The following is a 4443-nucleotide window of genomic DNA, read 5'->3' as shown; positions in this document are numbered from 1 at the left end:
CCAGCCTGCAAGCTGTTGTAGCGCGCAGCCACCTCGGCCTGTTTTTCCAGCTTTTCCAGGTTGGCGTTGAGTTCGCGCAAGATGTCTTCCACCCGCGTCAGGTTCTCGCGCGTGTCGGCCAGGCGGTGCGCGGTCTCGCGGCGCCGTTCCTTGTATTTGGAGACGCCAGCGGCCTCTTCCAGAAACAAACGCAGCTCTTCGGGCTTGGACTCGATGATGCGGCTGATCGTGCCCTGGCCGATGATGGCGTAGGCGCGCGGGCCCAGGCCGGTACCCAGGAACACGTCCTGCACATCGCGGCGGCGCACCGGCTGGTTGTTGATGTAGTAGCTGCTGGTGCCGTCGCGCGTGAGCACGCGCTTGACAGCGATCTCCAGGAACTGGCCCCACTGACCACCGGCGCGGTGGTCGCTGTTGTCGAACACCAGCTCCACGCTGGCGCGGCTGGCGGGCTTGCGTGTGTTGGTGCCGTTGAAGATCACGTCCTGCATGGACTCGCCGCGCAGCTCGGACGCCTTGGACTCGCCCAGCACCCAGCGCACCGCATCCATGATGTTGGACTTGCCGCAGCCGTTGGGCCCCACAACGCCCACCAGTTGCCCCGGCAACAGGAAGTTCGTGGGTTCGGCGAAGGATTTGAAGCCGGATAACTTGATCGAATTGAGTCGCACGCCGCTTCCCGCTGACTGTCTGAAATGGAAACGCCTGCCCTAGGCCGGCGACTGCGGAATGATACCTTGCAGCGGTTTCGGCGCCCGACGAGCGGCGGCAACGCCACCGCCACCGTGCCGTTCGGGCTATTCACTGGACCGCTCAGCCAGCTGCGGGCCGGTTGCACCCGAAAATCACCGCAAAATACTACCTTTAGTAACAACTTTCGGCGCTTGACCATCCACAAGTAGCCGCAAGGCAGCACATTTCCGGAAAGAAAGTCCATGAACCCAGTTGTCACCACGTCCTACGACCCGCTCCTCGTCGCCCTGTCGTTCGCCTTCGCCGTCGTTGGTTCCTTTGTCGCGCTCACGGCCGCAAGCCGCGTCAAGCGTGTCGACGGCCAGTTGAGCCGCGGCAACATCGTGTCTGCAGGTCTGGCGCTTGGTGGCGTCGGCGTCTGGTCCATGCACTTCATCGGCATGCTGGCGCTCAATATGGACGTCGCCAGCAGCTACGCCATGGGTGAAACCCTGGTTTCTCTTGTAGCTGCCGTTGTCGCCACCTCGCTGGCCATCGGTTTTGCCGCCCAGGCGCCAGAAAAGCTTCCCCGCTTGCTCGCCGCCGGATTTTTGCTCGGCATGAGCGTGGTGGTGATGCATTACCTGGGCATGTTCGGTCTCAAGATCTACGGCTACATCCTCTGGGACTACGGCATCGTCGCGCTGTCCATGTTGATCGCCGTCGTGGCCGCCACCGCCGCACTCTGGCTGGCGTTCAACAGCAACAGCATGGCCAAGCGCCTGCTGGCCGCCTTGGTCATGGGCGTGGCGGTGTGTGCCATGCACTACACCGGCATGGCCGCCGCCGAATTCATCTGCACCACCGAAAGCCGCAATGCCATCCCACAAGGCCTGGGCTACATCAGCGGATTCCGCCTGCCGTCGTTGGTGATCGTGACCACCGTGCTGATGATCGCGCTGATCTCGCTGGACCAGTTCTACCAGTACGCCGCGAGCAAGGTCCAGCCGCAGCGCGGCTGATCCAACCCAGGCGAACGGGTGTGGGCCAGTGCCAACACCCGCTCGGGGCGGCATTGGTGGCAAACCGATAATCGCAGGGATGAACCCCAAACTCGCCCTGTTGCAGCCATACCCGTTTGAACGTTTGCGCCAGCTGTTTGCGGGCGTGACGCCCAACTCCGCGTACAGCCCTATCAGCCTGGGCATTGGCGAGCCGCGCCACGCCACGCCCGACTTCCTCAAGCGTGCCCTGGCTGCCGCGCTGGACACCGGTCTCACTTCGTACCCGGCCACCGCCGGCACGCCCGATTTGCGCCTGGCTTGCAGCGAATGGTTGCAGCAACGCTACAGCGTGGCATTGAACCCCAACACCCAGGTGTTGCCGGTGAACGGCTCGCGCGAAGCGCTGTTTGCGTTTGCACAAACCGTGATCGACCCGACACGCCCCGGCGCCACGGTGGTGTTTCCCAACCCGTTCTACCAAATCTACGAGGGAGCGGCCCTGTTGGGCGGCGCAGAACCGTATTACGTGGCCAGCGACCCTGCGCGCAATTTTGCGGTGGATTGGGACAGCGTGCCCGAGGCCATCTGGGCGCGTACGCAGTTGCTGTTCGTGTGTTCCCCCGGCAACCCCACCGGGGCCGTCATGCCCCTGGACGAATGGGCCAAGCTGTTTGCCTTGAGCGATCGGCACGGCTTTGTGATCGCCTCCGACGAGTGCTACAGCGAGATCTATTTCCGAGACGAAGCGCCGCTGGGCGGCCTCGAAGCCGCCGTGAAGCTGGGGCGCGCCGATTTTCGCCGCCTGATGATGTTCACCAGCCTGTCCAAACGCAGCAATGTGCCCGGTCTGCGCAGTGGTTTCGTGGCTGGCGACGCGGCCTTGATCAAGTCCTTTGCGCTTTACCGCACCTACCACGGCGGCGCCATGAGTCCGGCGGTGCAGGTCGCCAGCGCCTGCGCCTGGCGCGACGAAGCCCATGTGCAAGACAACCGGCGCCAATACCGGGAAAAATTCGCCCAGGTCACGCCGGTGCTGAGCGCGGTGCTCGATGTGGCCCTGCCAGACGCCGCGTTTTACCTGTGGGCGGGCGTTCCGGCCCACTTTGAAGGGCGCTTGCCAGGCCTGAGCGCCGACGCCTGTTTCGCACAGGAATTGCTGGCTCAATACAATGTGACGGTATTGCCCGGGAGTTACCTCGCCCGCGAGTTCCAGGGGCACAACCCCGGCAACGGTCGCATCCGCATGGCCTTGGTGGCCGAACCCGCCGAATGCCAGGAGGCGGCGCGGCGCATCGCCGAATTTCTCGCAGCCAACCGCTGACGCGGTGGCCGCTTTTCCACTCTTCGAATTTTTCAAACGAATTGCCCATGACACAACAGCTGCAAACCCTGATCGACACCGCCTGGGACAACCGCGCCGAACTCTCGCCCTCCAGCGCCCCGCAAGAGGTGCTGGACGCCGTGGAGCACGTGATCAGCGAACTCAACACCGGCAAGCTGCGTGTGGCCACCCGCGAAAGCGTGGGCCAGTGGACGGTGCACCAGTGGATCAAAAAGGCCGTGCTGTTGTCGTTCCGCCTGAAGGACAACGCCATCATGCGCAGCGGCGAACTGGCCTTCTACGACAAAGTGCCGACCAAATTCGCACACTTGAGCGAGGCCGAAATGAAGGCCACCGGCGTGCGCGTGGTGCCGCCAGCCGTGGCGCGCCGTGGCAGTTTCATCGCCAAAGGCGCGGTGCTCATGCCCAGCTACGTGAACATCGGCGCCTATGTGGATGAAGGCACCATGGTCGACACCTGGGCCACGGTCGGCTCCTGCGCGCAAATCGGCAAGAACGTGCACCTCTCGGGCGGCGTGGGCATTGGCGGAGTGCTCGAACCTCTGCAGGCCGGCCCCACCATCATCGAAGACAACTGCTTCATCGGCGCGCGTTCCGAAGTCGTCGAAGGCGTGGTGATCGAAGAGAACTCGGTCATCTCCATGGGCGTCTACATCGGCCAGAGCACGCCGATTTACGACCGTGCCACCGGCACCGTGAGCTATGGCCGCGTGCCATCGGGCTCGGTCGTCATCAGCGGCAGCCTGCCCAAGGACGGTGGCAAGTACAGCTTGTACGCAGCCATCATCGTCAAGCGGGTCGATGCACAGACCCGCTCCAAGACCAGCCTCAACGAGCTGCTGAGAGATTGACCCCCCTGCGCCGCTTCGCGTCTTCCCCCCAAGGGGGACAACACCTGCAGCCCGGCGAAGCCGGTTCTGTGGTGTTCCGGACCCAAGGCACAGTCGCCGATCACGAATCTGTTTTCCTTCTTTATAAGGACATGGCATGAGCAGCGGAACGATGGAGCGCATCCTGCGCCTGATGGCGGAAAAAAAGGCCTCGGACGTGTACCTCTCGGCGCACGCACCGGCCATGATCAAGATCAATGGCCAGACATTGCCGATCAACAGCCAGGTGCTGCCGCCCGACGCGCCGCGCAACCTGCTGTCCGAGGTCGTGCCGCCCACCCGCATCGAAGAACTGCTGGAAAGCGGCGAGCTCAATACCTCGGCGGCGCTGGACGGCGTGGGCAACTTTCGCATCAGCGCGTTCCGGCAACGCGGCAATTATTCGGTGGTGATCCGTTACATCCCGAGCGATGTGCCGGCGCTGGACAGTCTGAACCTGCCGCCCATCCTCTCCAGCCTGGTGATGGAGAAACGGGGCCTGGTGCTGATGGTCGGCGCCACCGGTGCGGGCAAGACCACCACCCTGGCGGCCATG

The 4443-nt window shown here is 63.6% G+C and carries 4 protein-coding genes and 1 pseudogene; 4 read left to right on the top strand and 1 reads right to left on the bottom strand.

Features of this window, described 5'->3' with window-relative positions; genetic code table 11:
- Positions 1–671: chromosome segregation SMC family protein (locus tag ABYB95_RS17670; protein ID WP_372659893.1), on the bottom strand; the 671-nt coding region annotated here is incomplete at its 3' end.
- Positions 672–935: 264 nt separating this feature from the next.
- Here ABYB95_RS17670 and ABYB95_RS17665 point away from each other — a divergent pair.
- The 4 genes and pseudogenes from ABYB95_RS17665 to ABYB95_RS17650 all read left to right on the top strand — a co-directional run.
- Entirely contained in the window at positions 936–1694 is a 759-nt protein-coding gene (locus ABYB95_RS17665) for an MHYT domain-containing protein (protein WP_372659891.1), read from the top strand.
- A gap of 79 nt (positions 1695–1773) precedes the next feature.
- Positions 1774–2997: a succinyldiaminopimelate transaminase gene (gene dapC / locus ABYB95_RS17660; RefSeq protein WP_372659889.1), complete on the top strand. Its 1224-nt coding sequence runs from the start codon at positions 1774–1776 to the stop codon at positions 2995–2997.
- A 47-nt stretch (positions 2998–3044) separates the two neighbouring features.
- Complete coding sequence (gene dapD, locus ABYB95_RS17655) at positions 3045–3869, top strand: 2,3,4,5-tetrahydropyridine-2,6-dicarboxylate N-succinyltransferase (protein ID WP_372659887.1); 825 nt, start codon at positions 3045–3047, stop codon at positions 3867–3869.
- Between the two features lie 136 nt (positions 3870–4005).
- A pseudogene (locus tag ABYB95_RS17650) lies at positions 4006–4443 on the top strand (type IV pili twitching motility protein PilT); the annotation flags it as partial.

It is taken from the genome of Hydrogenophaga sp. (genome assembly GCF_041633695.1).
Lineage (GTDB): Bacteria > Pseudomonadota > Gammaproteobacteria > Burkholderiales > Burkholderiaceae_C > Hydrogenophaga.
Note: the sequence above shows the minus strand (reverse complement) of the source record. Positions and strands in the feature narration are given on the sequence as shown.